The 25,638-nt window shown below is 42.4% G+C and carries 21 protein-coding genes and 1 pseudogene; 9 read left to right on the top strand and 13 right to left on the bottom strand.

Translation table 11 applies throughout. The annotated features are described in order from the left end of the window. Positions 1-194 precede the first annotated feature (194 nt). A pseudogene (locus H6G40_RS02150) lies at positions 195-494 on the bottom strand (type II toxin-antitoxin system RelE/ParE family toxin). A gap of 2 nt (positions 495-496) precedes the next feature. Continuing rightward, positions 497-757: a ribbon-helix-helix domain-containing protein gene (locus tag H6G40_RS02145; protein WP_002739380.1), complete on the bottom strand. Its 261-nt coding sequence runs from the start codon at positions 755-757 to the stop codon at positions 497-499. A 171-nt stretch (positions 758-928) separates the two neighbouring features. On the opposite strand from H6G40_RS02145, the gene murD reads away from it, so the two are divergent. Together murD and H6G40_RS02135 are read left to right on the top strand one after the other, a co-directional pair. Next, positions 929-2,278, top strand: coding sequence for a UDP-N-acetylmuramoyl-L-alanine--D-glutamate ligase (gene murD, locus H6G40_RS02140; protein ID WP_002739189.1), 1,350 nt, complete (start codon positions 929-931; stop codon positions 2,276-2,278). A 156-nt stretch (positions 2,279-2,434) separates the two neighbouring features. Next, positions 2,435-5,062 carry a glycoside hydrolase family 10-like protein gene (locus H6G40_RS02135; protein WP_069474262.1) on the top strand — a complete coding sequence of 876 codons (2,628 nt, stop codon included), beginning with the start codon at positions 2,435-2,437 and terminating at the stop codon, positions 5,060-5,062. A gap of 168 nt (positions 5,063-5,230) precedes the next feature. Here H6G40_RS02135 and rpsU read toward each other — a convergent pair whose 3' ends face one another. From rpsU to sufB, 6 genes are all read right to left on the bottom strand, one after another. Beyond that, the gene (rpsU, locus tag H6G40_RS02130; protein ID WP_002738938.1) at positions 5,231-5,413 is read right to left on the bottom strand and encodes a 30S ribosomal protein S21; all 183 of its coding nucleotides are present in this window, start codon (positions 5,411-5,413) and stop codon (positions 5,231-5,233) included. Between the two features lie 382 nt (positions 5,414-5,795). Further along, complete coding sequence (locus tag H6G40_RS02125; protein ID WP_069474261.1) at positions 5,796-7,301, bottom strand: RluA family pseudouridine synthase; 1,506 nt, start codon at positions 7,299-7,301, stop codon at positions 5,796-5,798. 33 nt (positions 7,302-7,334) lie between these two features. After that, on the bottom strand, positions 7,335-8,597 hold the full coding sequence (locus H6G40_RS02120) for a SufS family cysteine desulfurase (RefSeq protein ID WP_069474260.1): 1,263 nt from the start codon (positions 8,595-8,597) through the stop codon (positions 7,335-7,337). A gap of 55 nt (positions 8,598-8,652) precedes the next feature. Continuing rightward, positions 8,653-9,978: a Fe-S cluster assembly protein SufD gene (sufD, locus tag H6G40_RS02115; RefSeq protein ID WP_069474259.1), complete on the bottom strand. Its 1,326-nt coding sequence runs from the start codon at positions 9,976-9,978 to the stop codon at positions 8,653-8,655. A gap of 208 nt (positions 9,979-10,186) precedes the next feature. After that, positions 10,187-10,957, bottom strand: a complete 771-nt coding sequence (gene sufC / locus H6G40_RS02110) for a Fe-S cluster assembly ATPase SufC (RefSeq protein ID WP_002738703.1) — start codon at positions 10,955-10,957, stop codon at positions 10,187-10,189. 80 nt (positions 10,958-11,037) lie between these two features. Beyond that, on the bottom strand, positions 11,038-12,480 hold the full coding sequence (sufB, locus tag H6G40_RS02105) for a Fe-S cluster assembly protein SufB (protein ID WP_002738588.1): 1,443 nt from the start codon (positions 12,478-12,480) through the stop codon (positions 11,038-11,040). Between the two features lie 223 nt (positions 12,481-12,703). Between sufB and sufR the strand changes: the two genes are divergently transcribed. Then, positions 12,704-13,342: an iron-sulfur cluster biosynthesis transcriptional regulator SufR gene (gene sufR / locus H6G40_RS02100; RefSeq protein WP_069474258.1), complete on the top strand. Its 639-nt coding sequence runs from the start codon at positions 12,704-12,706 to the stop codon at positions 13,340-13,342. 46 nt (positions 13,343-13,388) lie between these two features. Here the strand turns inward: sufR and H6G40_RS02095 are convergent, their stop codons facing one another. The 3 genes from H6G40_RS02095 to purD all read right to left on the bottom strand — a co-directional run bounded on the left by H6G40_RS02095 (position 13,389) and on the right by purD (position 17,814). Further along, positions 13,389-14,945 (bottom strand): CPBP family intramembrane glutamic endopeptidase, encoded by a 1,557-nt coding sequence (locus H6G40_RS02095; RefSeq protein WP_190537194.1) that lies wholly within the window; start codon positions 14,943-14,945, stop codon positions 13,389-13,391. Between the two features lie 178 nt (positions 14,946-15,123). Continuing rightward, complete coding sequence (locus H6G40_RS02090) at positions 15,124-16,350, bottom strand: glycosyltransferase family 4 protein (protein WP_190537192.1); 1,227 nt, start codon at positions 16,348-16,350, stop codon at positions 15,124-15,126. A 198-nt stretch (positions 16,351-16,548) separates the two neighbouring features. Next, positions 16,549-17,814 (bottom strand): phosphoribosylamine--glycine ligase, encoded by a 1,266-nt coding sequence (purD, locus tag H6G40_RS02085; protein ID WP_190537190.1) that lies wholly within the window; start codon positions 17,812-17,814, stop codon positions 16,549-16,551. 421 nt (positions 17,815-18,235) lie between these two features. Between purD and H6G40_RS02080 the strand changes: the two genes are divergently transcribed. The 5 genes from H6G40_RS02080 (at position 18,236) to nusB (ending at position 24,404) form a co-directional block, all read left to right on the top strand. Continuing rightward, positions 18,236-19,600: a UDP-N-acetylmuramoyl-tripeptide--D-alanyl-D-alanine ligase gene (locus tag H6G40_RS02080; RefSeq protein WP_069474759.1), complete on the top strand. Its 1,365-nt coding sequence runs from the start codon at positions 18,236-18,238 to the stop codon at positions 19,598-19,600. A gap of 7 nt (positions 19,601-19,607) precedes the next feature. After that, a complete protein-coding gene (locus H6G40_RS02075; RefSeq protein ID WP_190537189.1) occupies positions 19,608-20,558 on the top strand; it encodes an SdiA-regulated/phytase-like domain-containing protein in 951 nt (316 codons plus the stop codon). A 663-nt stretch (positions 20,559-21,221) separates the two neighbouring features. After that, on the top strand, positions 21,222-21,809 hold the full coding sequence (hemJ, locus tag H6G40_RS02070; protein WP_002739167.1) for a protoporphyrinogen oxidase HemJ: 588 nt from the start codon (positions 21,222-21,224) through the stop codon (positions 21,807-21,809). A 340-nt stretch (positions 21,810-22,149) separates the two neighbouring features. Beyond that, complete coding sequence (locus H6G40_RS02065) at positions 22,150-23,613, top strand: DNA phosphorothioation system restriction enzyme (RefSeq protein WP_069474757.1); 1,464 nt, start codon at positions 22,150-22,152, stop codon at positions 23,611-23,613. A 137-nt stretch (positions 23,614-23,750) separates the two neighbouring features. Further along, complete coding sequence (gene nusB, locus H6G40_RS02060; protein WP_002756142.1) at positions 23,751-24,404, top strand: transcription antitermination factor NusB; 654 nt, start codon at positions 23,751-23,753, stop codon at positions 24,402-24,404. Positions 24,405-24,428: 24 nt separating this feature from the next. Here nusB and H6G40_RS02055 read toward each other — a convergent pair whose 3' ends face one another. Both H6G40_RS02055 and gloA read right to left on the bottom strand, forming a co-directional pair. After that, positions 24,429-24,896, bottom strand: coding sequence for a CYTH domain-containing protein (locus H6G40_RS02055; RefSeq protein WP_190537187.1), 468 nt, complete (start codon positions 24,894-24,896; stop codon positions 24,429-24,431). 10 nt (positions 24,897-24,906) lie between these two features. Further along, on the bottom strand, positions 24,907-25,317 hold the full coding sequence (gene gloA / locus H6G40_RS02050; RefSeq protein ID WP_016516529.1) for a lactoylglutathione lyase: 411 nt from the start codon (positions 25,315-25,317) through the stop codon (positions 24,907-24,909). Between the two features lie 101 nt (positions 25,318-25,418). Between gloA and H6G40_RS23615 the strand changes: the two genes are divergently transcribed. Next, a complete protein-coding gene (locus H6G40_RS23615; protein ID WP_002739126.1) occupies positions 25,419-25,550 on the top strand; it encodes a hypothetical protein in 132 nt (43 codons plus the stop codon). Positions 25,551-25,638: the final 88 nt, after the last annotated feature.

The raw sequence follows: 25,638 nt of genomic DNA, 5'->3' as shown, positions 1-25,638 counted from the left end.
GCCTTGTTATGGGGATCGTACTTGCATTTATTTTATCGATTTAGACGCAAGTCAGAGAATTTTGTTTTCCTAGGGGAAATAGTTTTATAATTCAGCCGTCGGCCGTCAGCCGTCAGCCATCAGCTAGGAAAGGCAATCAGGCCAATTGAAAGGTCTTGGAGTCTGCTCAATTCTGCTGGATTTTTGCTAGGGATTTATTTTATCTCGGAGAATAAAGCTTCTAAGTCTTGACGACCGCTAACTATTCTTAAAATCTCTACTGTGTCATCAGTAACTCGATAGAAAATAATATATCCATCTAAAGGCAACCCTCTCAAGGACGGTCTAATATGACTGTAACTACGTCCTCAATTGGGAAATTGTGCTAATTGTTGACACTTTTGGGAAAATTTTATCAATAGTTTTTCCCCAGCTTCCACGTTTACCGCTAAAAAATAATCAGCAATCTTGTTTAAATCTTGACTGGCTGATGGGGCAATAATATAACGATTCATGATTAGGATTGACGCTCTTTCTGAAATTTTTTTAAAATATTGTTGATAACTGTTTCGACCTCTAATCCTTCCCCATTGTCTAATTCAGCTACAGCAATATCAATTTGATGACCGGTTTCTTCTCGCCATTCTAAATAATCTTCATTGATGTTGGACAGCAAGTGTAAAGCGGTATCTATGAGCTGCTCTACATTATCAAATCTGCCACTTTTTAACTGTTCTTCGATAAATTTTTCTTGATTTGGTTTTAGTTGAATATTCATACTAATTTTTGTTAGTTTAAGGACTAAATTATAAGCATTCCATTTTATTATACTGCAAGGAGCAGACAGAATAGACTAAGATTATCGCTGATCTAGGGGCAGAAATAAGGTAACAATCCACAGTAGGATAGAGATTGCGAAAAATTGACTCTTGAGTAGAGTGGCAACAAGATGGCGAAAGCGGCGATTATTGGATTGGGAAGATCGGGAATAGCAGCGGCAAGATGCTTAAAACGGGATGGTTGGCAGGTGACATTAAGCGATCGCTCTGATTCTCCCAGTTTACAAGCACTGCAAACCAATCTGGAAAGAGAAGGAATTATGGTCAATCTTGGTCAAAATCTCAGTCTAGAGGCTTCAGACTTGCCTAATCTTATCGTGGTTAGCCCCGGTGTGCCTTGGGATGCCCCGATTTTAATTACTGCCAGAGAAAAAGGCATCGAGACGATCGGAGAATTAGAATTAGCTTGGCGTTATCTGCAATCTTCCCCTTGGTTGGGGATTACGGGAACTAACGGTAAAACCACCACCACCGCCCTCTGTGCCGCTATTTTTCAAAAAGCGGGGTTAAATGCCCCTTCCTGCGGTAATATCGGCTATGCTGCCTGTGAATTGGCTTTAAAAGCCGATAAATACGATTGGATTATTGCGGAGATTAGTAGTTATCAGATCGAGTCCAGTCGGGATTTAGCGCCGAAAATCGGCATCTGGACAACTTTTACCCCCGATCACCTCAGTCGTCATCAAACCCTAGAAAATTATTATCAGATTAAAGCCTCTTTACTGCAAAGAAGCGATCGCCAAATCCTCAACGGTGATGATCCCTATCTGCGTCAAATCGGTGTTAGTCAATGGCAACAAGCTTACTGGACTTCTGTGAAAGGCAAAGAGGCGCTTTTGGGCGATCCTAGTCGTGGTGTTTATCTGCAAGATAACTGGATCGTGGCTTTTGGGGAGTTAATTGCCCCGGTTAATCTCCTGAAAATGGTGGGTAGTCACAATCAGCAGAATTTGCTTATGGCTGTGGCCGCCGCTAGATTGGCAGGAATCGAGAAAAAAGCCATTACCGAAGCGATCGCCACTTTCCCCGGGGTTGCCCATCGCCTAGAGTACATTTGTACTTATAAAGGACTAGACTTTATTAATGATAGTAAAGCAACTAACTACGATGCCGCCGCCGTGGGTTTACAATCAGTCCCTAGTCCAGCGATTTTAATCGCGGGAGGAGAAGCGAAAGCAGGGGATGATCGGGCTTGGATCGCTGAAATTAAGGCAAAAGTCGCCACTGTGCTGCTGATTGGTGACGCTGCCGCCGATTTTGCCCGTCGTTTACAGTCAGCAGGTTATCAAGATTATGAATGTGTAGAGACGATGGACAGGGCAGTTCAACGTGCGGCTGAATTAGGACTGGCAAAAGAGGCTAAAGTGGTGTTATTATCCCCAGCTTGCGCTAGTTTTGACCAATACCAAAGTTTTGAACATCGCGGCGATCACTTTCGGCAATTGTCCTTACAGTTGTAGGGAGATGGGGGAATGGGGAAGTGGGGAAACTCAACTAAAACCCTAAAACCCCGTTGCGGACGGCTAAGACGTAATTTTTGTTGCCAAAGATACTATTTTTTGGCTAAGTTGGGTAAGATCAGGAGGAGTTAACCAAAAAAATTAAGAGAAAAAAACGTGCTGGGATCGTCCTTCCGTCGTGATCATCTTTTTAACAAGCCCCTAATTGTCTGTCTTTTGTCCTGTGTGAGTGTCTTGCTACCAATCCCAGTTTTAGCGACACCGGTGGCAGTGTTAAAAAGTCAAGAAAATGCCAATCAATGGACAGATATAACCAATCGTTTGCAAAATGTCGGGGTTAATTACTGTATTCTCCAGAGTAATCAGTGGCAAAGCGACGCGGATTTGAATAAAATTAAGGTTCTAATCATCCCCAACGTCGAGACTATTTCCGGTTTACAAGCTGATGTCTTGAGTCGTTGGCTGAATCGCGGTGGTAAAATTATCGTCACCGGTCCGGCGGGAAATCTTTCGGAACCTGCTGTGCGGAATCAACTGCGATCGCTATTTGGGGCTTACTGGGCTTATCCTCACTCCCAAGCTTACACCCTGCGGCCGACTAATTTAGGTGAACTGAAAAACCAAAAACCTTTAGCCAGCAGTCTCCTCGGTGGTGTGGTTATCCCCACGGGAATTAATAGCCAAACCGTTGCCGTCTGGGGGGCACGCAATAATCCCCCTGCCGTTGTCCTCAATAATAACTCGATCTTTCTCGGTTGGCGCTGGGGCAGCGATGCCGTGGCTAATCTCGCCCTCGATAGCGCTTGGCTAGAAACCGCTCTGCAACGCTACGGCATTAATCGCAGTTCTTCTCCTAGCACAATTGCGCCCTATTGTCAAGGGCAATCAACAATAGTTAATAATATTAATAATACACCAATGGCGACCGCACCCCGTCGCCCTCTACCCCAGATTGCAGAAAATCCCCCCAGGGAAACGGCGAGATTAAGTCCGAGTACCGAGGCAATTCCCCCCAGAGCGAGCCTAACTTCTCAACAAATTAGCCAGATGACGGCAGAATTGCAGGGATTAATCGGGCGTTATGGGGCGACTCTCTTAGCTTTAGAAGCCAGTAATAATAACACTTTAACTACCGATAAATCCCTAGCACAAGCATTTCATAATCGGGCAAAAAATTCCCCCACCTCGGATGGGGCGAGACGATTCCGTTTAGCCCTAGAAAATGCCCAAGGAACCTTAAATAATTTTCAGAATTTAATCGCTCAGGGGGACTATACCCAAGCGCGGGAATATTGGTTACAAGCGCGGCGAAATCTTTGGGATAATTATCCCACTAATCGACAATTTGCCCAACCAGAAATACGAGCAATGTGGTTAGATCGAGGCACGATCGTACAAGCTAAAAACGAGGAGGATTTAGCTAAAGTATTCGATCGCATGGCGGCAGCGGGTATTAATGTGGTCTTTTTCGAGACAGTTAATGCTAGTTATACTATTTATCCCAGTCAAGTTGCCCCCGAACAAAACCCTTTAACTAGAGGTTGGGATCCCCTCAAAGTTGCCGTTAAATTAGCCCATGAACGCAATATGGAAATCCACGCCTGGGTGTGGGTTTTTGCGGCGGCTAATCAAGCTCATAATAAAGTATTAGAGCAACCATTAAATTATCTCGGTCCAGTTTTATCGCGTAATTCCGATTGGGGTGCAACTAATAAAAGTGGTGGTTCTTTTGATTACAGTCAAGGCACAAAAAAGGCCTTTTTTGATCCTGCTAATCCCGAAGTACAGAACTATCTTTTATCTCTTTACGAGGAAATTGTCAAGAATTACGATGTGGATGGCTTGCAGTTAGATTATATTCGTTATCCTTTCCAGAGTCAAGATTCTAATCAAACCTATGGTTATGGTAAATCCAGCCGTTGGTTATTTAAACAAATGACAGGAGTTGATCCCATTACTTTAAATCCCCGGGGTGCTTTATGGGAACAATGGACTAGCTTTAAAATCCGTCAGGTTGATACTTTTGTCTCCCAGGTTTCTACTCGTTTAAAACAGATTCGCCCCCAATTAAAAATGTCGGCGGCGGTGTTTCCCCTAGAACAAAAAGAACGGTTATATCGTATTCAGCAAAACTGGGAAGAATGGGGACAAAATCAATGGATAGATATAATATTTTTAATGACTTATGCTCTCGATACTGGGACTTTAGAAGATAAAACCCAGTCTTTATTTGATCGCCAAATTGCAGGAAATGCTCTGATTATACCCGGTATCCGTCTGTTAAAAGTACCCGATCAAGTCACCATCGATCAACTACAATTTATTCGCAATCTTCCCACTTCGGGATTCGCTCTTTTTGCCACAGAAAATCTCAATCCCAACCTGCAAACAATTCTTAATCGCATTCAGGGATCGATAATTACGAAAAAAGCTGAACCTTTACCCCACCGTCAACCCTTTAAAACGGCAGCAGCGCGGTTTAATTCTCTGCGTCAAGAGTGGAGTTTTTTAATAGTTAATAATTTATGGGCAATGGAGGAGCGAACCTTAAAAACTTGGGGGCAAGAAGTGGACGAAATGGCTAATCTATTAGAGCAATTAGCTAATAATCCCAGCCCTCGCAATTTGACTTTAACTCAAAATGCTCTAAAGCGATTTAGCTATCAATTTAAATCTGTGATGTCCAGACAAAAAGATTTATCTGCCTATCAAATACAAGTCTGGGAAAATCGCCTCGCAACCCTACAAAGTCTCCTAAGTTATGGTCAAAGGGTTGAGTTTTAAGTAGTCGTGCAGAATTAATTTCCCAGTAGAGATAGGCACTCTGGCAAGAGACAGCCATCAGTTGTTTTATCCCTACTCCCCCACTCCCTAATCTGTTTCCCAACCCCCAAAACCCGATCAAAATAAAAGACAGCCAGAAGCCTTTATTCAGCTTCTGACTGGTGGAATTTAACGACGACGGGTTCTTTGTCGTCTTCGGGCTACTGCTTTACGCTTTCTCTTTTCTTGAGGGGTTTCAAAAAATTGATGCTTTTTGATATCCGCATAAATTCCCGCTTTCGCTACCTGTCGCTTAAAACGACGTAGGGCTGATTCGATCGCCTCGTTCTGACCAACTACCACTTGGGTCATTAACCTAATTCACCTCCTGTAACTGCTCTCTGCCTAAAAAATGCCAACTTCTCATTATAGCACAATCTAGCGTAAAAAGCGATCAAGGCCGCCTTTAATTAGGGCGAAGGCATCTTAAGAGATATCCTGCAAAAGTCTTATTCAGCCACCTGATGATAGCCTAAAGCAAGTTCATAATTGTCAATGCCAGCAAATGGCTCTCTTATTCTTTGTGTGATCAGTTTAACTTATATAGGAGAGAGCGATCTTTGTGTCCTTTGTGTCTTTGTGGTTTGTTCGACTCGCTCGCCAGGATAACTGCATCTTAGAATACATTTTACCCACCAAACCGAAGAGAGCCAGCAAATTTTTGGCTCCGCAAGAAGTTGAGATTTTATAGCTCTCAAAAGGGAGTGGGAATGATCAGATCAAGTTTATTTTCGGTCTGAGGATGACGAAAAGATAATTGTTTAGCGTGTAGGTACAAACGGTCGGACTGCTTACCATTATACAAGCGATCGCCTAAAATTCCTATCCCTAATCCCGCTTGACTATGAACACGAATTTGATGGGTTCTTCCCGTGTAGGGAATAAATTCGAGGCGAGAATAATTGCCTTCTTTACCGATAACTTTAAAATAGGTTTGACTAGGTTTTCCCCTTTGCCAGTCCACAGTTTGATAGGGTCGATTTTGCGGATTTCCCCAGAGAGGTAGGTCAATTATACCCGATTCTCGCTCAATAATTTCTGATAATATAGCTTCGTAGATTTTTTCCACTTGTCGCCGTTGAAATTGTTGGGATAAACAACGATAAATATCTAAACTTTTAGCTAGTAATAATATACCAGAAGTTTCTCGGTCTAAACGATGAACGGGAATGACATTTTTTCCCTGACGACGAAACCGATTAACCACAGCATCTTGACTATCTTGATAACGTCCTGCTACCGATAATAATCCTGGGGGTTTATTAATAGCAATTATTCCCTCGTCTTCGTAGATAATTTCTAGAGATGAACGTAAACCAGAGAGTAAAAAACCCATGAGAGGTTGACATCTTTCTTGACAAGCGCCATAAAATTCTCCCTGTTTTCTATCTCGATTCGATTCTCCCCACCAAAATTCGGCCATGGCGACAGGTTTTAATCCTTTCATAGCGGCATAATTTAATAATTTTGGGGCGCAACATTCCCCTGTTCCTGTCGGTAACAAATTACTGCCCATCAATTTAGCTAAGGAGAGAGATTGTCCAGAAAAATTATTTAAACAGTAGGATTGATACAGCAATTCCTGTAACTGTTTGGAGAGGTTTCTACGCTGTTGCTTAAGTTCAATAATTCTCTGATTGGCTAAGTTTATTTTCTCAATTAAGGGTTCTAAAACTTGTTTTTGTTCCTGTTTTAATTGCTTTCTTGCTCTTTTTTCCTGACGACTGAGATTATTTAACTTTTCTAATTCTTCTGAGTTTAAATCTCCTAAATTTCTTAATCTATCTCGTTCCTGTTTATGGTTTTGATGTTGTTGCTGTAAAGCTTGGATTTTACGTTCAAAACTTGCTTGATTGAGTCGATATAAATTATGTTCGGGAATTGATTTTAAAGTGATAATTTCCTGTTTAATTGTTTCTAAAAGTTGCAAAACTTGCTTTTCTTCCAGCACAATTTTTTCTCTCCCCACTAGGGACGGAACCCAGCCGGTGGCTTCTCCCTGTCCAGAAAAAGCTTTTAAAATTTCTATTTCGCCAGCGGCATTTTCTCCTAACAAAATGCCATACATTTTGCCTTCAGGATTGGTGATAGTTGTCATCAAATCTCGGGCAATTTTTTCAGCCAAAAGAGTGCGGGGCAAGCGCAATAACTCGCCCGTTTCGGGACAAATTCCTTGATAATAATAAGTAACTTCCTTCACTCTTTAAGAACAGGAAAAGGGCTAGAGATACCCCTAAGAAAAACAGTTGGCAAAGAAATCGATAGTTTCCTGTAAAGCGACAATAAAGCTATCAATTTCTTCGCGGGTATTATAAAAATATAGACTTGCCCGCGCGCTGCCGGAAGCATCAAAAAGGCGGTGTAGAGGTTGGGTACAGTGATGACCGGAACGAATAGCGATTCCTTCGTGGTCTAATAAAGTAGCTAAATCACTAGCATGAATCCCTTCCACATTAAAGGCGGCTAAACTAGCCCGACCTTGGCCCGTTAAACTAGGTGATGGCCCGTAAATTCTTAAACCCTCAATTTCTCCTAATTTTTTGAACAAACAGGCGGTTAACTCTTCTTCGTAGGCATGAATATTATCCATACCTAAACCCATTAAATATTCTACCGCAGCACCGAGGGCAATCGCTTCGCCAATAGCGGGGGTTCCCGCTTCAAATTTGTGGGGCAGTTCGGCACAGGTAAAATGGTCTAAATAGACTTCCGCAATCATTTCGCCACCACCAAAAAAGGGCGGCATTGCCTCTAAAATCGCCTCTTTGCCGTACAAAAATCCAATACCGGTGGGGGCGCACATTTTATGACCACTAGCCACCAACCAATCACAATCTATGGCCTGCACATCAATGGCTAAATGGGGGACACTTTGACAGGCATCAATTAATACTTTCGCCCCGACTTGATGGGCAAGGCTGACTATTTCGGCAACGGGATTAATACAGCCTAATGTATTAGAAACATGAAGGACAGCAACTAATTTAGTTTTCTCAGATAACAAGGATTTATATTGTTCTAAATCAAAGCTTTCGTCGCTGGTTAATTGCACATATTTAATCACCGCCCCCGTCTTTTGGCAGACAATTTGCCAGGGGATTAAATTACTGTGGTGTTCCATCACCGAGAGAATAATTTCATCCCCTGCTTTCAGGGTATTTAATGCCCAACTGTAGGCGACTAAATTAATCGCTTCCGTGGCGTTGCGAGTATAGACAATTTCCTGACGAGAAGCGGCATTAATAAACCTAGCCACCTTATCTCTGGCCCCTTCGTAGGCTTCCGTTGCCCGGACACTTAAAGTATGCGCCCCCCGATGCACATTAGCGTTATCTTTTTCGTAATAGTTTCGCAGGGTTTCTAATACTTGAATGGGTTTTTGGGAAGTGGCGGCACTATCGAGATAGATAAGGGGTTTATCGTGTACGGTTTGATGGAGGATAGGGAAATCGGCGTGGACTTTTTGGGCGAGGGTTTTTTCTTGGATAATTGTCATTTTAGTCAGGAGTCAGAGGGGTACTTTGGGCAGGTTGACACCCACCCCGGCAGAGTTATTCCACACTGCGACAGGCGACACATTGCCCCAATCTTTGGCGGAGGGATTCTAGAGGAATTTTAGCTAAAATCTCGGCCGAGAAAGCATCAATTAACAAACTGCGGGCGGTGTCGGCGCTTAAGCCCCGGCTTTGCAGATAGAATAAATCATCTGCTTCCAGTTGGCTAATGGTTGCCCCGTGGGAACATTTGACGTTATCGGCGGTAATTTGTAATTCCGGTTTGGTGTTGACTCGTGCCTTGTTAGAAATTAACAAATTCCGATTTAACTGGGAGGCGTTGGTTAATTGGGCGGGTTTGGGAACAAACACTTTACCATTAAAGATGGCGTGAGCGCTACCATCAACGATACATTTATGCAGTTGGTTGGCGATGCCGTGGGGATGGTTGAGATAGATAGCGCTGTGGGTATCGGCGGTTTGTTGTCCGGTAATCATGGCTAATCCGTACAGATTTGTCTCGGTTTGTGCTCCTTTTTGCAGGACATCGAGGTTATGACGGCAGAGTTTAGCTCCTAGATTTATCTCGTTGAGAGTGTAACGGCTATCGCGCCCTTGTTCAATTATCGTGCGTCCGATGTGAAAACCATCTCCCGATTCCCGTTGTACTCTGGTATGGATGACCTCGGCGTTGGCTTCGAGGTAAATTTCCGTGACAGCGTTGGTGAAATAAGAGTAATTTACAGGTAAATCGGAGCAATGTTCGGCTAAAGCTCCGTAGTTCTCAATAATATTGACACTAGCTCCCGTTTCAGCCACGATGAGGCTATGGGGCTGATAAAAGCGGGGAATTTCCTCCACAACGGTGATAAATAGGAGATGTATCGGGGTTGTGACAACGGTGTTAGCGGTGACGTGAATTACTGCCCCATCGCTTAGTCCAGCTTGGTTGAGTGCGGTAAAAAATTCGGGGGTTTTTTCTTTCCCTAGATAGTTGACAAGAACATCTTTTTGTGCATTGGCGAGATTGCTGACGCTGACACCGGGGGGTAAAGCGGAGATATCGGACAATTCAGGCTGATAAATGCCGTTAACGAAGACTATACGGCTGTTTTTGGCTTCGGGCAGTAAAAAAACAGCTAGGGCATTTTTATCGATTGTAACGGTTTGGGGGGCGCGAAAATCGATCGCCCAGAGTTGACTTAAATCGGTGAATTGCCATTCTTCATCTTTTCTGCCAGGGATGGCTAATTCGTGAGCTTTACTGGCTCCCGATTCTCTTAATTCGAGAATTTTACCGTTATCGATAGTGGGAACCGTTTCTCGCGACAATTTTAACAATAATTCTCCTGATTGTTCAGGTTTCGTGATTATGGCTGTCATTGGTAGGAGGGGTTGGAGGGTTGGGGGTTGGGGTGTAGGGTGTGGGGTGCGGGGTGTGGGGTGTGGGGTGTGGGGTGTGGGGTGTAGGGTGTGGGGTGTAGGGTGTGGGGTGTAGGGTGTGGGGTGTGGGGAGAATAAGTAAAAATAATCTCCTGACTCCTGCCTCCTGACTCCTGACTCCCCAGACTACTGATAACTGATAGCTAGATTACTTAACGGCTAATACTTGTTCGTCGAGGAAATCGTAGCCAGTTCTTTCTAATTCGAGAGCTAATTCTTTACCGCCACTGGTGACAATGCGCCCATCGTACATAACATGAATAACATCGGGTTCAATGTAGTTGAGCAGACGCTGATAGTGAGTGATAAGTAAAAAAGCGTTATCGGGAGTAGCTAAGTGATTGACTCCCTGGGCAACAATTCGCAAAGCATCGATGTCTAAACCGGAGTCAATTTCATCGAGAATTCCTAAAGTGGGTTCTAATAAAGCCATTTGGAGGATTTCATTACGTTTTTTCTCACCACCGGAGAAACCTTCGTTTAAACTTCTACCAAGAAAGCTAGGATTCATCTGAACAACTTCTAGTTTTTTCTCGACTAATTCCTCAAAGTCAAAACTATCTAATTCTTCCGAGCCTAGATATTTTTGTCTGGCATTATAGGCAACGCGAAGAAAATCGAGGTTACTAACGCCGGGGATTTCTAAGGGATATTGGAAAGCGAGAAAGATACCCATAAGCGCTCGTTCATAGGGTTCTTTGTCTAAAAGGTTTTCGCCTTTATAAATTATTTCTCCCCCAGTTACTTCATAATCAGGATGTCCAGCGATTACTTTGGAAAAGGTGCTTTTTCCTGAGCCATTGCGCCCCATAATTGCGTGGGTTTCCCCTGCTTTAATTTCGAGGTTAACTCCTTTAAGAATCTGATTTCCATCAATACTAGCGGTCAGATTTTTTACCGATAAAATTACTTCACTCATGTTTTTTTGTTGGCAACTGCAAATATTTCTAGAAACTAATTATATTTCAGCGAACACTGATAACTGATAACTGATAACTGTTATCCGACGGTTCCTTCGAGCTTGAGACTGAGGAGTTTATCAGCTTCGGCGGCGAATTCCATCGGTAATTTACTGAGGACATCCTTACAGAAACCACTGACTAACATAGAGACAGCATCTTCTTCGGAAATGCCCCGTTGTGCGAAGTAGAATAATTGGTCTTCACCGATTTTAGAAGTAGAAGCTTCGTGTTCTACTTTAGCACTGTTGTTATCCACCTGAATATAGGGAAAAGTGTTAGCTTCGGCATTATCTCCAATCAGCATAGAATCACACTGGGAGTAATTTCTTGCTCCCTTGGCTTTCGGTCCCATTTTCACTAAACCGCGATAACTATTTTGGGAGTTACCCGCAGAAATTCCCTTAGAAATAATGGTACTCTTGGTGTTCCGGCCAATGTGAATCATTTTCGTACCTGTATCGGCCTGTTGTTTGTTATTAGTTAGGGCAATTGAGTAGAATTCCCCGACGGAATTATCGCCGACTAAGACACAACTGGGATACTTCCAAGTAATTGCTGAACCGGTTTCCACCTGCGTCCAAGAAATCTTAGAATTAACTCCTTTACACAGACCCCGTTTAGTGACGAAATTGTATATACCTCCCTTACCATTGGCATCGCCAGCGTACCAATTTTGTACGGTCGAATATTTAATATCCGCATTATCGAGGGCGACTAATTCCACGACGGCGGCATGAAGTTGATTACTATCGTACATCGGAGCGGTGCAACCTTCTAAATAACTTACCGATGCCCCTTCTTCAGCGACAATTAAAGTTCTTTCAAATTGTCCTGTCTCACCGTTATTAATCCGAAAATAGGTGGACAATTCCATCGGACAGACGACACCTTTGGGGATAAAAACAAAGGAACCATCGCTAAAAACTGCAGAATTAAGAGCGGCAAAATAATTATCACCCACGGGAACCACAGTACCGAGATATTTCTGCACCAAGTCGGGATGTTCCTGTAAAGCTTCCGAAATAGAACAGAAAATAACCCCTTGTTCTGCTAGTTTTTCTTTAAAAGTTGTGGCGATAGAAACGCTATCAAAGATAGCATCGACAGCGACGTTAGAAAGGCGTTTTTGTTCCGAAAGAGGAATGCCTAATTTTTCAAAGGTTTCGATTAAAGTGGGGTCAACTTCTTCAAGACTGTTGAGTTTTGCTTTTTTCTGTTTGGGTGCAGAGTAGTAGATAATATTTTGATAATCAATGGCAGGATAGGAAACGTGTGGCCAACTGGGTTCGGTCATCTTTTGCCATTGATGGTAGGCCCGGAGACGAAAATCGAGCATGAATTCCGGTTCCTTCTTTTTCGCCGAAATTAGGCGAATAATCTCCTCATTCAAACCGCGAGGGATGGTTTCCGATTCGATATCGGTGATGAAACCGTACTTGTAGGGTTGGTTAACGAGGTTTTTAACGGTGGTTGCACTCATGGGGGTTAGTGTTCTCTCTACGCGGTAGGCAGGGGAGGCAGTTAAACAACAATAAAGTTGTTTAAATTGATTATATAATAGATTAACAACAAAGCTGTTGTCAAAGTCACGGAAAATTTGAGAGGATGCTGGTAAACCTCTGTTATTCAGGTTACTCTGTAGGGGTAATTGGCCGCTCCTTGACCCTCAGCAATTGTACGCTAAAGCCTCTGTTTTTGGTATCATGACCACGACTCAACCCGCCTCGACGAAAGACGATATTCTGCAATATTTGCTCAAAAACGGTCAATCTACCGCCCAAGACTTGGCTGAAGAGTTAAGTATTAGTCCGCAAGCGACGCGCCGCCATCTTAAGGATTTGGAGGGGGAAGGACTGATCGAATATTTTGCGGTACAAAATAAGATAGGACGGCCTCAGCACATTTATCGTCTCAGTCGTCAAGGTCGTAGCCGTTTTCCCCATAATTACGATAATTTCGCCGTTTCTTTCCTCAATACTCTCGTGGAGACGGTGGGAGAGCAACAGGTGGGGGAAATTCTCAAAAAACAGTGGCAACGCAAAGCGGCAGAATATCAATTGCGCCTCGGGAAGGGGTCTTTAGGGGAAAGAATGAGAAAATTGCTGGAAATTCGCCAAGAGGAGGGTTATATGGCAGAATTAGTGGCACTGGAAGCAGAAAATAGTTATATCCTGGCCGAGCATCATTGCGCTATTGCTGAGGTGGCTGGTTCCTATCCCAGTATCTGTGGCCATGAATTAGAAATGTTTGCGCTGCTGCTTCCCGATTGTACGATCGAACGGACTCACTGGATCAATCAAGGTGAGCAACGATGTGGTTATCTAATTAAGTGCAAGGGTTGAAAGGGGAAGATTAGTTATCTCTAGACTAAGAGACTTTTTACCTCACCTAACCCGCACCGCTGCCCAATAAAAATAAACTTAACAGGGTGCCACCATTCCAGAGACTATGAACCAACATCGAGGATAATAAATTTTTCGAGCGGGTGTAAACAAAGCCAAGAACACAACCTAGGACGGTTAAAGGCAGCACTTCTGACAAATTTTGGTGAGCAAGGGCGAAAATCAAACTACTAAGAGCAATCGCACCCCAGACAGGCAGATAACGAGTCAAAGAAGCTAGTAAAAAACCGCGAAAGACAATTTCCTCGAAAAAAGGAGCGGCAAGGGAAGCAGTAAAGCCAAAACAGATTAAAGCGAAGGTATTCTGGGATTCTAGGGCTAAAGTCAGCAGCGGGTTACTGCCTCCTTGTCCTTGCCAAATTAGTTGATTGAGCAAAGAAACGATAATAACCAGGGGTAAAGCGACAAAATAGCCGGCTAATCCCCAGAGAAGCCAAGGACTAAAGAGTTTAAAACGAAACCAATCGGGAGGTAAAGGGCGAAAAGGCTTGATCGCTAGGTATAAAACCGATAAACTGCTCAATGTTAAGGCTAAATAACTAACTACAACGTATATTGCTTTAGCTTCTAGGTTAAATTGTTCGGGATTGAGACTCAAGAAACTCGATAAAATCCCGAAAATTACCGGTAAAACAATTTGTCCGACGAAAAAGAAACCGATAATTATTCCCCACCAGAGGGTTTCTCCTCCCCACTTAGTTTGCCAAGCGAGACTATCATCTAAAAAGAGCAGCGATCGCTGTTTACGGAGCAGCCACTGCACTAATAAAAATATCAACAGCACAAAACCGATTAAACCGCCGATAAGAGGCAACAAAGCCACTAAAATCAGTTTAATTAACGCATTAGCCGCCACTTCACTCTGTTCTTCCTCTAAAGCGAGTAAATCCTCTTGACGATTTTCGAGACTATATAATTTTTCCAGAATGGTATAACGAAACCATCCTTGAAAATTGCGATCGATTCTCGCTTCAGCATCGGAGGCAATTTCGGGGGGTTCACTGTACAATCCCTCTAACAGCAGCGCATTTTTTAAAACAGCAGGTTTATAGTTCTCAAATTCTGATTTTTCCTTGATGTCTTGCCAGATTTTCCGTGCCGAATCCAAGTCACCTTGACTAGCTTGAATGAGACTTAATTTTAGCTCTAAATCTTTTAAGGAATTGATTTCGCGCTCAAGAGATTTTTTTTGTTCGGGATTAACTGCTGATTTTTCTAGTTCGGTGATTGTTTTTTTGGCACTTTTCTGGGCTGATAAATACTGTTCCTCGGCAGTGGTATAAGGAGCTTCACCGATCAGGGAAGTTTGCATTAATTTAAGATTAGCAAATTCCTCGCTATTAGGGTCAGCATCGCTGCTGAGAGTCGTGACTTGTAGGTTGAGATTGGTTTGATATAGTTGAATATTCGATTGGATTTGAGGCTGATTAACGCTAGAAATTAAAGCTGTAACTACTGGAGTTAAGGCAATAATTGTTAAGACAAAAGCGATCGCTTGTTTGAGACTTTGCCAGGGGAGTTTTTTTGAGAAATTATCAAACATGAAAATAGTTAAGTGGGAGTTAGAGGTTAGCTGATGGGGTTTTAGGGTTTTAGGGTTTTAGTTGAAATTCCCCCATTCCCTATAGGTAGGTATTAAAAATTGTCAGATACCCCCCTTATCAAGGGGGGATTAAGGGGGGATCTATCTTCAATTTAATTATAACTACTTACCCTAATTATTAACTAATTACTTGAGAAAAAAGATTTTCGTATTGATCCAAAGTCTTTTCAAAGGCATAATTTTCCTCCGCGTATTGTCGTCCTTTTTCTCCTAGTATATTTGCTAAATCTGGGTTTTTGTATAGCTTTAAAATAGCCGTAGCTAATGCCTCCGGATCTTCAGGATTAACCACCAAACCACCACCACTACGCTCGATCGCCCTAGCAGCAGTTCCAGCGGCGGGAACAGAAGCAATAATAGCACGGCCACTAGCTAATAATACCTGAATTTTGGACGGCATATTAAAGGAAATCACGTTATGTTTTTGCATCACCATACCCACATCAGCGGCGGCTAACATTTCTGGTAATTTTTCCCGGGGTTGAAAGGGTAATAAAAGCACATTACTGGCCCCCTGTTGTTGGCGATACTTTTCTAGGCGATCAAGGGCCTCTTTTTTACCAACAATTACCACTTGAATCTCAGGAATATTAACTAAGTGAACTGCGGCATCGATTAAAGTTTCCAAGGGTTGAGTTAGGGCAATATTCCCAGAATATAAAACAATAAACTTGCCCTCAAGATGATTTTCTTGGCGAAAATAACTATGGTTTTTCGGCAGCGGTTTAATAAAGCTGACATCGACCCAATTAGGAATTTCAATAATTTTCTGACTCGGCACATTTTTAGTTAGAAGGTTTTTGGTAAAACCATCGGCAATAACCGAGATTTTGCTGGCAGTTTTATAGGCAAATTTTTCGAGACTACTAAAAACCTTAATCATTTTCTGATTAGTTAATAATCCCACATGAACTGCCGCGTCGGGCAGAATATCCTGTAAATTTAGAATAATCGGTACCCCATATAATTTACTCAATAAAGCGGCGGGAACGCAAACGGGTAATCCGGGGACAGTTAAGAAAATTAGATCGGGTTTTTCACCTTTGAGAGCCTGAAAGAAACTCAAAAAAACAAAGCTCAATTCAAAGAAAATTCGATTTTTTAAACTTCTTTCGGGGCGCGCCCAAACGTAGGAACGTTGAATTTTAACACCATTTCGTTCTTCTTCCAGATAGATTTTTCCTCGGTATTCGGGATCGATTTCACTATTAGGATACCAAGGAAAAGCCGTCAAAACCCTGACTTGATGACCTCTTTTAACCAATCCTTCCGCCAATTCTGTCATCAGGGGAGCGATGCCGATCGGTTCGGGGTAATAGTTATAAGAATAGAGCAAAATTCGCATAGGGATGGCAATTTGGTTAGGCGATTCAGTTTCATGATTTTATCAATAGTTACTGGTTTTTTGACAAATCAGATGCGCTTTTGTCAGGGATTATCCTAAAAAGAGGTGAGGATTAGCGGTGAGAGATGCGGAAAAAAGGGGCAATTGGCTGCTAAATTAATCCTCAAAACCCCCTTACCCCTGCCTCAATACTGACCCTTATTTTTCCCGTACCCGGTGGCCGATATCGCGACGATAATAGATGCCCTGAAAGTGTATCCTGTTCACCGATTGATAGGCAAGTTCGATCGCCTGATTAAAATTGGCTCCCATCGCCGTGACACCCAAAACCCGGCCGCCATCGGTAAAGATATCGCCGTGTTTTAAAACCGTGCCGGCGTGGAAAACGATCGCTCCCTCGGTTTCAGCTGCCTTAATTCCCGTGATTAACTGGCCTTTTTCGTAGTGGTCGGGATAACCGGCAGAGGCAGCCACCACACAAACGGCACTACCAGATCGCCATTGTAAAGAGGGGAAATCAGTTAATTTTTGTTGAGCGCAAGCCAGCAGCAGCGGTGCCAGGGCAGTTTCCAGTAGGGGTAAAACCGCTTGAGTTTCGGGATCGCCAAAACGACAGTTAAATTCGAGAACTTTTGGCTCTCCGGCGGGGGAAATCATTAAACCCGCGTAGAGGACTCCCCGATAGTCAATGCCGCGTTTTTGTAGGGTGGCGACGATGGGGGCGAGGATGTCTCGGTCCACCGCTTCGATAATGGCGGCGGTGGCTATGGGTGCGGGGGCATAAACTCCCATACCGCCGGTATTTTTGCCGGTATCGCCTTCACCGATCCGCTTGTGATCTTGGGCGGGTAGCAGGGAACGAAAACTGATCCCATCGGTGAGGGTGAGGATGGACACTTCTTCCCCTTCTAGGAATTCTTCCACCACGACTTTAGTAAAGCCACTGGTAAAAAGATCATCGATCGCTTCTAGGGCCATATCTACGGTTTCGGCGACAATTACCCCTTTTCCTGCGGCTAATCCGTCGGCTTTCACCACAATTGGCGCTCCTTGCTCTCGGATATAAGTTTTTGCTAATTCTGCATCGGTAAAGGTTTCGGAAGTGGCGGTGATAACTCCGGCTTCGTTCATTAATTCTTTGGCCCAGGATTTGCTCGATTCAATTAAGGCCCCGGTTTGTGTGGGGCCAAAAACGGCAATTTCTTGGGCGAGAAGATAATCGGTAATGCCGAGGGAGAGGGGATATTCTGGACCGACAACCACCAAATCGACGCTATTTTCCTGGGCAAAACGGCTAATTTCAGCAAAATCCTCCATTGCTAGGGGGATATTTTCACATTGAGGTAAAATTGCCGTTCCCCCATTACCTGGAATACAGAACACTTGTTCTACTTGAGGCGATTGTAGGAGTTTCCAAGCTAGAGCGTGTTCTCGACCACCACTGCCGATAACGATAATTTTCACGGATAGACGCAGCCTAAATGACGATGGTTTAATTATCCCCTAGCTCTGGGGTGTCATTGCCTAGAAGTTGAGATTACTTAACTTTTTAATCCTCGCTCCCCACCTGTTGAGCAATAACCCTAGTCCTACGGAAGTGATCAGATAACTGCTGTAAAGGAGTCAATTGTGATTAGATAGTAGATGCTCCCTTCTTAGGCTGTCCCTATTTTGGGTCATTCTACTGCATCGAGTTGGCTCTCTCGGACATGGGGTCAAAAATATTCACAATATTAGATTATGGGCGCAAGCGTTGCGTCCCTACATTGCACACGGTGCGATTGAGAGAGCCAAGAAGAATCGATTTTATCTGATCTAAGTCCCCGTTAAACCTCAATCTATCTTTCAGATTATTCGGAATTTACTCTAATTATTTTTACTGTCTATGCCCTGTCATTTATCCCTGAATCAACTAGCTCAATTATTGTCCTTACAAGATAAAGCTGACATAAGTTTTAGTCCCGATAGTTTAGTATCTGGCATTAATACCGATAGCCGCAGTATTGAGTCAGGACAAGCATTTTTAGCCTTAAAAGGTGATAATTTTAATGGTCATGATTTTATCGATATGGCTATCGAAAGAGGAGCAGCGGCCTTGATTGTTGATCAGCCAGTTTCGGTAAATTCTTCTAAAAATATTCCTGTATTCCTAGTTAAGAATACCCTAGAAACCTACCAGCAATTAGGCCACTGGTGGCGGAATCAATTTACTATACCCGTGATTGCTATTACGGGATCGGTGGGGAAAACCACCACTAAAGAATTAATCGCTTCCGTATTAGCAACCCGGGGAAAGGTACACAAAACCCTGGCTAATTATAACAATGAGATCGGAGTGCCGAAAACTCTCCTCGAACTGGATGAAACTCACGATAGTGCCGTAATCGAGATGGGAATGCGGGGACGAGGAGAAATTGCCCTGCTCGCTCAAATCGCCCAACCGACCATCGCAGTGATTACTAATGTGGGAACCGCTCACATCGGTCGTTTAGGGTCGGAATCGGCGATTGCAGAGGCTAAATGCGAGTTATTGTCCGAGTCTCCTTCTGGTAGTATAGCTGTTCTTAACCACGATCACCCTTTACTTACTGAAACAGCTAAACGGGTATGGCAGGGGGAAAAAATTACCTATGGCTTCTCTGGCGGCGATATAGTCGGGGAATTACTGGATTTAACTACTTTACGAGTCAATGGACTAGATTTTAACTTACCTTTATCCGGTCGTCATCACGCTTTAAATTTTATGGCAGCCTTGGCTGTAGCGAAAATTTTAGGCATCGATTGGACTTCTTTGCAACAGGGAATTAAAGTTAATTTACCCAGTGGTCGGGCCAAACGTTACCAATTAGAGCCAGATATCCTACTCCTCGATGAAACCTATAACGCCGGTCTAGAATCAATGTTAGCGGCCTTGGATTTACTGAAAGCTACCCCCGGTCAGCGTCATCTTGCTGTTTTAGGCACGATGAAGGAGTTAGGGTCTTTTTCGGAGCAATTACATCGCCAAGTCGGTGAGAGGGTGCAAAAACTAGGCATAGATCGCTTGTTTGTCTTGGTGGATGACCCAGAAGCTAAGTTTATTGCTGAGTCCGCTACTGGGGTCGATTGCGAATGTTTTCAAACTCACGCAGATTTAATTAATCGTTTAAAGGAAGTGATTGATTCAGGCGATCGCATTTTATGCAAAGCTTCCCATTCCGTCGGTTTAAATCGGGTGGTGGAGGAGTTAATCAGTGATATTGGGAGTTAGGGAAGAGATGTTAGAGAATAGAGCTTTTTTTAGCAAGAATAGCCGATTAAAAACTTTTTTTTCGGTGATTCTAGCCCTAGTTTTCTTTTTTTCGGCCGTGCAAGTCTCTTTTGCTCAACAATCGAGACGACTGGAGACTTATCTCCCGGATCTCAGTGGTTTAGCTTGGGTAGAAGCGGATATTTTTCTAGGGGTTCACGATGCCAAAAATAAGGGCAAAAATAGTGATCCATCTCAAGCAAGGCTGAGTCTTTTACAGCTACCTACGCAGGAAAAACCGCTATTATGGCAGGTTTTAAGGGTAGATTGGCCAAATCCAGAGGGATTGAGTAACGATCTCGAAAGTATTACTCATATTCCTCAAACTAACTTATTTTTGTTGGCTGAAAGTGGCGAGAAAAAACCTTTTCAAAGACTGTTTTTAGCAGCATACAGCCAGCAAAAAGTCAAGATAGTTGAGCAAATAAATTGGCCGATCGCGGTGGACAATGTAGAGGCGATCGCTGTTAGTCGCCAAGGCGATCGTTATCTATTTATCTACGCAGAACGGGCCGATAGTCAAGAGAGTACAAAGATTCGCTGGACGGATATCTCGTTCAATCCCTTAAAATTCGGGGAATTTCAGTCGGTAACTTTTCGGAGTCCTTTTGGTAGCGGTAAAAATATTCGCCCCATCTCCGATTTAGCCGTAGATAAGCAAGGTAATATCTACATAGCTTCTGCTTACGATCCAGATAGTGCGGGGGTGTTTAGAAGTGCTGTTTACCGTATCGGTCAAGTTACAGCCGATAATAGCCTAATTCTTGCCCCTAATCCCCAAAAAATTGCAGAAATCGACGGCTCGAAAGTGGAAGCGGTGACTACCAGAGAATCTCCTAGAGGTGAAGTAGAAGTCTTTATCGGTACGGATGACGAGAATTATGGCGGTTTTCTGCGACCTTTGCTCTTAGATAATTAGGGTTTGCTGTACTGAATTTAAACTGCCTATGAGAATTTTTAGTACAAATGCTCGAACTTTCTCTCCTTGCTCCCTTCTCTCCCATAATTACTCGCAGCTAGAAATCCGCTAGACCGCAGCATAATTTGTGCTTTTTGTCAAAAAAACTTTTTTTTTGCAATAAAACTACACAAAAAAAAGATCATCGTTATGGGTGAAATTGACTCATTTACCTGTCTTAATTAGGATCACCTTCTAGGTGTGGCAAGGGTTTCAACCGTTGCTGCCCAAAAAAGCACAGAAAAACCCATTATGAAATTCAGTAAAATCGCTGTAACCAGCATAACATCGTTGTTAAATAAAAATCTTTCTCAATTAATTTTTAAGAATTTGTAAATATTGCGGAATGTTAATTTAAATATTCTCAAGTTTGTGGAGTTAATCAATAATTTTTGCTTATCTTTGTCCAACATTGGGTTAGGAGACAGTTATCAGTTATCAGATGTGAGTTTTTAGTTTATTGTTTACTGAAAAAGCTCCCCACACCCCACACCCTACACCCCTCTCCCTTCTCCCTGCTCCCCAATCCCCATTTTCCGTCTAAACTTTTGTATAGGGATGGTCTGGGAAAGCATGGATAACTCTTAGACTAATTAATTCGGGACTCACATCACAATATAGACTATGGCTTACTATTGGTTTAAAGCATTTCACCTGATTGGGGTAGTTGTTTGGTTTGCGGGACTATTTTATTTAGTACGTTTGTTTGTCTATCATGCAGAGGCAGCAACACAAACGGAACCCGCACAAGCTATTCTGAAAGCACAATACGAGATCATGGAGAAGCGACTCTACAATATCATTACCACACCGGGGATGATTGTCACCGTGGCTATGGCGATCGGTTTAATCTCCACAGAACCAGAAATTTTAAAATCGGGATGGTTACATATTAAATTATCCTTTGTGGCTCTTTTACTGCTCTATCATTTCTACTGTGGTCGCATCATGAAAAAGCTAGAAAAAGGGGAATGTAATTGGACGGGACAGCAATTTCGGGCCTTAAATGAAGCACCAACCCTGTTATTGGTAGTTATTGTCCTTTTGGCTGTATTTAAGAATCAATTACCCCTCGATTTGACCACTTGGTTAATTGTAGCTTTAGTGGTATTAATGGCAGTGACAATCCAACTTTATGCTAAAAAACGTCGCCAAGATCAAGAAAAACTTCGGCAAAATACTCCCCAAAAAGAAGAAGTAGCGACCAGGTAAATTATCCTAATCATTCCTTAGGTTTTTAGGATAAAAGTTAAAAGTGGTTTGATAGCTGTGGGATGGTCTTTTTAGTCCATCCCAATTGTATAGGGAGCAACCTTTAGTTTTTAGGTTTTTGACTTTTTGCTATTTTTAAACTTATACCAAAACTATTTATAATACTGTGATGAACTGCCAAGCTATGGATTGTTTCTCCCACTTCCCACCATCCTATACCTTTTAAACAGGATTTAGTATTATAAACCTCTTGCGAACAGGAAACGCTATAAATAAAAACAATCTCCTGACGACCGACTACTAACCCTAACAACAATTTTTGATTTTTACAAGAGGTCCTATGAATAGTTGCTGGATAGATTGGGAAAAAATAACTAGGGATTTTCTCAGTTCCCACAAAATCAAGCAAGTTGCTGAATTGCGAGGATTCTATCGAGTCAATCCTTCTGGTATTCCTAGAATTCCTCCCAATTTAGAGTTGAGAGACTACCAAAATACAGCGATTATCAGTTGGTTTCGTAATCGGGGACGAGGAACTTTAAAAATGGCCACCGGCAGCGGTAAAACCATTACTGCTTTAGCTATTGCCATGGAACTTTACGAAGCGATAGAACTGCAGGTATTATTAGTAATTTGTCCCTATCGTCACCTAGTCAATCAATGGCAACGAGAAGCGGAAAAATTTAATCTTAAACCGATTTTAGCCTACGAAAGTGTCCACACATGGCAAAGTCAACTATCCACAGAATTATATAATGTGCAAGCGGGTAATCAAAAATTTGTCACTATTTTAACTACTAACTCAACTTTTATTAGCGAGGGGTTTCAATCACAAATCAAATTTTTTCCCGATAAAACTTTAATCGTTGGTGATGAAGCCCATAATTTAGGTTCCCCCCGATTAGAAGAATTATTACCCCGTTCTTTAGGTCTAAGATTGGCTTTATCTGCCACTCCTGAAAGATATTTTGATGAGGAAGGAACCGACGCTATTCTTGATTATTTTGGGCAAATTCTACAACCAGAATTTACCATAGCTGATGCTATTAGCAAAGGTGCTTTAGTTAATTATTTTTATCATCCAGTCTTGGTTGAATTAACCGATAATGAGGCTTTATTATACGCAAAATTGACCCAGAAAATTGGCTGGACTTTGCAGAAAAATAGTAATTTAAATGGCAATGAAAATTTAACAGCATTGCTAATGCAAAGATCGCGATTAATTGGTTCAGCGAGTAATAAATTACAGGCTTTACAACAATTGATGCAAGAGCGTTTAGATACGGATCATACTTTATTTTATTGTGGGGATGGTTATGTAGAAAATTATACGGCTAATTATCGTCGTCAGGTAGAGGCAGTTACTCATTTATTAGGCAATCAATTAGGTTATCGAGTTGCTACCTACACCGCAGAAACTTCCCTAGAAGAACGAGAAAAAATTCGCCAACAATTTGAGGAGGGTTATCTGCAAGGATTAGTGGCAATTAGATGTTTAGATGAGGGAGTAGATCTACCATCAATTCAAAACGCAGTCATTCTGGCTAGTAGTGGTAATCCTCGACAATTTATTCAGCGTCGCGGGCGAATATTGCGCCCCCATCCCGATAAAAAACAGGCCACTTTATTTGATATGATTGTTATGCCACCCACCTTAGATCGAGAAACCTGGGAAGTAGAAAGGAATTTATTACGCAAGGAATTAAAACGCTTTCTAGAGTTTGCTCAATTAGCTATTAATGCTCAAGAAGCTGAGACTAAATTAGGGGAGATTCAAGATAGATATTGTCTTTTATCTAATTAAAACTTGAAAAGTTAAATCTTGGCAGCTTTTATGCTAAAATAGAAGTTAGTCAAAAATTGATCGCCGAGAAAAATTAACCCAACCGAATAGCGATCGATAAAGTTGTATAATTTTCTTTCCTCTCCTTCTAAACTTCTATGCCTCCCCGTCAACAACCCCGTCGCATTGCTCGAGAACTTGCCCTTTTGAGTTTAAGTCAGATTAAAGGTAATCCTGAAAACCTGGAACAGCAAACTTTAAACGATTTAATTTTAGTCGCAGTTAGAACCTTAACCCTAGAAATTCAAGAAACCTTAGAAACTGCCGCTGCCGAAATTAGTCGTGGTAATGAACGGATTCTCGCTAGTGATACTAAGGCAACAAATCTAAAAAGCGCCCAAACTATGGTAAAAGAGGCAATTTCTCTTACCCACAATGCCATTAATCGTTTAGGAACCGTGATAGATTTTCCCGAAATTGTCCAGTTATCTAGTCAGTACGAAGTGCGGGAATATGCCCTAGAATTAATCGGTACAGTCTATCGTCGTCGTGCGGAAATCGAACAGGAATTAACCAGCGCTTTAGTGGATTGGCAACTGCATCGTTTACCGAGAATCGATCGAGATATCCTGCAAATTGCCGTGGCAGAAATGCTCTATCTCGATATACCTCAAAAAGTAGCAATTAATGAGGCGATCGAATTAGCCAAACGTTATTCTGATGATGAAGGTTATCGTTTTATTAATGGCGTTCTCCGACGGGTAACGAATAAGCTAAACGAAGCAGAAAAAGCCCTATCTACCCAGAGTTAAACTGGGAGAAAATTAATACTACAATCACCACATTTTATAGGGAAATTTCTGTAAATTGCTATTGTAGTATCGCTCATCTCCCGTGACTTCTTCGCCGATCCAATCGGGAATAGTAATGACTTGATCCTCTTGTTCTAACTCAATTTCAGCCATAATCAAACCTTGATTATCTCCCAAAAATTCATCAACTTCCCAAGTTAAATTATCCAGAGAAATGCGATGACGAATCTTTTCAATTAAAGGTTTTTTACAGAGGTTTTCTAACATGAGCGCCGCATCTTCTAGGGGAATTACATACTCGAATTCCTGACGACTAATGCCCTCAGTCTTGCCTTTAATGGTTAAATAACCCCGCTCTCCAACCACACGAACCCGCACGGTTGTCAATCCATCTTGGGTAGGAATATATCCCTGACGATACAACTTCCTGATCGCAAGCGATCGCCAGTCATCCCCTTTAACCAGAAATTTCCGTTCAATTTCAACAGACATAAGTTTTTGATTAAGCCGTAGTCACGGCAGCACCCTGGGTTCCTAGTTGAATTAACTCGATCTTGTAGCCATTAGGATCTTCCACGAAAGCAATCACCGTAGAACCGTGTTTCATCGGGCCTGGTTCCCGGGTGACATTGCCACCAAGAGATTGAATTTTCTCACAGGTGCTATAGATATCATCCACGCCTAGGGCAATATGACCGTAAGCATTACCGACCTCATAGCGATCGACTCCCCAATTATAGGTCAGTTCGATGACAGCATGATTAGCCTCATCGCCATAACCGACGAAAGCGAGGGTAAATTGACCATTGGGATAGTCTTTCCGGCGCAATAACTTCATTCCTAGCACATCGCAGTAAAATTGTAGAGATTCCTGCAAGTTATTGACCCGGAGCATGGTGTGTAAGAGACGCATGATTATTTAGATGACATCGATCAAAAAATTACCTATCCTTGATTGTAACCAGTCCTTGGGCCCTCTTATCTCCTTGAGGGTCAACAATTATACTAATACAAATGTACGGAATTAGCTGTAAAACCACTTACTCCCATAATAGCTGTGAACAAAATCAGCTCTCTGGCCATAGTTCAATTACTATCTATGGAATTTTTTTAGGCTATGATGTGGTTAGTGGTGAAGTTAGTTAGGTCAAGAAATTTTTGATCGGGAGTTTTCTAGGGAAATTTTGAAGGCAGTAGGTGGTAGTAAGTTTTCAGTGGTTTCTGAAAACACCTT

Origin of the sequence: Microcystis viridis FACHB-1342 (assembly GCF_014698335.1) — a bacterium.
Classification (GTDB): domain Bacteria; phylum Cyanobacteriota; class Cyanobacteriia; order Cyanobacteriales; family Microcystaceae; genus Microcystis; species Microcystis ichthyoblabe_A.
The sequence above is the reverse complement of the archived record's forward strand: the minus strand, read 5'-3'. Positions and strand labels throughout refer to the sequence as shown.